This window comes from Chelatococcus reniformis (genome assembly GCF_014640075.1).
GTDB classification, from domain to species: domain Bacteria; phylum Pseudomonadota; class Alphaproteobacteria; order Rhizobiales; family Beijerinckiaceae; genus Camelimonas; species Camelimonas reniformis.
Genome location: NZ_BMGG01000025.1, coordinates 1 through 2,750 on the forward strand (window position 1 = coordinate 1; position 2,750 = coordinate 2,750).

3 protein-coding genes and 1 pseudogene are annotated in these 2,750 nt (G+C 61.6%); all 4 read left to right on the forward strand.

Translation table 11 applies throughout. The features are described from left to right. Positions 1-170 (forward strand): annotated as a pseudogene (locus IEW34_RS31200) (tetratricopeptide repeat protein); the annotation flags it as partial. A 153-nt stretch (positions 171-323) separates the two neighbouring features. Next, positions 324-1,643, forward strand: coding sequence for a glycosyltransferase family 32 protein (locus IEW34_RS30135; RefSeq protein ID WP_244642318.1), 1,320 nt, complete (start codon positions 324-326; stop codon positions 1,641-1,643). Positions 1,644-1,838: 195 nt separating this feature from the next. Further along, positions 1,839-2,243 (forward strand): IS66-like element accessory protein TnpA, encoded by a 405-nt coding sequence (gene tnpA, locus IEW34_RS31010; RefSeq protein ID WP_188612948.1) that lies wholly within the window; start codon positions 1,839-1,841, stop codon positions 2,241-2,243. After that, positions 2,240-2,587 carry an IS66 family insertion sequence element accessory protein TnpB gene (gene tnpB, locus IEW34_RS30145; RefSeq protein ID WP_188612949.1) on the forward strand — a complete coding sequence of 116 codons (348 nt, stop codon included), beginning with the start codon at positions 2,240-2,242 and terminating at the stop codon, positions 2,585-2,587. The genes tnpA and tnpB overlap by 4 nt, the downstream gene beginning before the upstream one ends. The last annotated feature ends 163 nt before the right edge of the window (positions 2,588-2,750 follow it).

Here is a 2,750-nt window from a genome sequence, read left to right on the forward strand (position 1 = left end):
GGGCCCTCCGCGACGCTGGCCAAGTGGAACGAGCCGCCACCCTCCTCGACGCCTTGCTCACCGAACAACCGGAGCATGCCGAGGCCTTGCTCGAGCGGGGTGAACTCGCCCTTCTCACCGAGGATTATCCCGCCGCCCGTCGAGCTTTTGAGCACGCGTGCAGTATAGCCCCCCCGCATCCCCGCCCTTGGCTGCGGCTCTCGCATCTTGCGAGGCTGGCAGCGGGATCGCAAGCTGCTCTCGATATACTGACGCGTGGCAGCAGGCACGTCCCCGGCCCAGAGCTCCTTCTTGCGCGATCTGAACTCGAATTTCGGCGAGGAATGGACAGCGCGGCAGAAATCTCACTGAGCACGGCTGAACAGCTCGCCCCCGACGCGCCCAACGTGCGGTTACGACGCATCAAACGTGCGATCGCCCAGGGCGACTTCTCGTTCGCTAGGCTAGCGATCGCTGCGCTTCCCGACACAGGACCTCGTGAACAGGGACGACGACTGGCCTTATCGGGTGAACTCGCCGAGGCAACCTGGGACTTCGAAGCGGCCGCCACAGCCTATCGAGCGGCAATTGCCTATCAACCCCGCGCCGCCGCACTTCACGAGAGCTTAGGGCGTTGCGTCTTACTATCGGCCGACCCGCGCCAAGCGCGAGCACATTTCGCCGAAGCGCGCCAACTCGACAGGGTTGCTATTCTCCTTCGTGGCGCCTCTCTGAATCCGTCTCAGAGCCGCAACGGCGCCTTACTCAACGATACCTGGTGCGATGCCGACGCATTGACGGCGACGCAGCAAGCTCTGAGTGCAAGTAACCTGGAACTGCAACTCAATACGGTTAATCAATTTCCTGGTTACACATTCGCCTCTATATCGCTTCTGATCACGCTTCGGCGAAGCAATCGTGCTGACCAAGCGGATTCTCAACTCCGGACGCCTGCCGCCCGACGAATCCCCAGATTGATCCATCAATACTGGGACAGCCGCGTTATTCCGGACGATGTAGCGGAACTCACGCGGTCTTGGTCCGAGCACAACCCGGCTTGGATATATAGACGTTTCGACAGAAGTGAGGCGCAAGAGTATTTGCGGAGCAATTTTGGACCGAGCGCAGCGCGCGCGTTCCGCAGAACGCGTCACGCCGCGCAACAGGCAGACCTTTTTCGGCTCGCCGTTCTACTAGTCGAGGGAGGGGTCTACGCTGACGCAGATGATCGCTGTCTTGCAAGTCTCGACGCACCCACTTCGTCGGCATCCCTGCTCCTTCGCCAAGAACATCTTGGCAGCATAGCCAACAATTTTATAGCGGCAGAACCGGGCAACAGCATCATCGCCGGCGCGTTCGAACTGGCGGTCGAATCGATTGCACGGGGTGATTCAGATTCGATATGGCTGTCAACCGGACCTGGCTTGATGTCGCGAGCCACCGCCCACTACCTAGCTTGCGAGCCAAGCCGGTTGCAGCATTTAGGCAACGAGGTTCAAATTATGACCACTTGGCAAATGCGGCCCTATCTCGCCCATTGGTGTCATGCCTCCTACAAGGCATCGTCAAAAAACTGGTTGAATCAGGAGTTCAACACGCGACCATTGGCGGCGGGAATAACGCCGCAGCACATGCTACCTCTCACGCTCCGACCAGGCTCATAATCGACCCGCCAACCGAAAGCAGAAAGCACGCCCTCCTTAATTGTGTTTACGGCCGCGTCATCCAATCTAACGCTATATGTCATCGCCAGTGACGTTGCCCCTCGGCTCTAATCCACAGTGAAGTTCGTTCTGGCCGTAAGCGTCCGGTGAAGTGCGCCTTTTGCGGGAGGGGTGTCGACGTAGACGATCGCGGCGATGGATGATGCAAGCGAGCAAGTGTCCACTTGTGCCTTGGTGGACACTAATCCCAGCGGGACGAATGCTGTTGTCGGCCGCCGTCGCTGGCCGGCGGAGCTGAAGCGACGGATCGTGCGGGAGTCGCGCGAACCAAGAGCGTCGGTGTCGATTGTGGCCCGCCGCTACGATGTGAACGCCAACCAGCTGTTCAGATGGCGGCGGGAGCACGAGCTGTCGATTGGGGTTGCCGGGGGGCTGGCGGAGCAAGCGCGGCTTGTTCCCGTGGAGGTTCGTGCGGCTATGGCGCCGGCGCCGGTGAACGGCACGATCGAGATAGAGCTGTCGGGCAGCGCAAGGGTTCGGACGATCGGCCGGGTCGATGCTGATCTGCTGGAGCGAGTTCTGAAGGTGTTGCTGCGATGATCGGGCCGCCGGCGTCGACGCGGGTTTGGCTGGCGGCGGGCGCAACGGACATGCGCAAGGGCTTCGACGGCCTGGCGATGCTGGTTCAGTCGACGCTGCGGCGCGATCCGTTCAGCGGCCATGTCTTCGCCTTCCGGGGTCGGCGCGGCGACCTGGTCAAGGTCCTGTGGTGGTCGGGCGACGGCCTGTGCCTCTATGCCAAGCGGCTGGAGAAGGGGCGCTTGGTCTGGCCCCAGACCGGTCAGGGCGTAGCGGCGCTGACGCCGGCGCAGCTGTCGATGCTGCTGGAGGGCATCGACTGGCGCCATCCAGCGCGAACCTTCAGGCCGGAGCTGGCGGGGTGAACGCAACGCGACCATCCGGGCGCAAGCCCTGGCGCGACTTGCCCGAATCATATCTAATAACCAAGTCCCGTTGATCAGTACCGGTGAGCCCATTCGCGCACGCCGATTGTCATGATCTTCCACGGCTGATCGACGAGGCGGTTCCAGGCCTCACAGCAGTGGT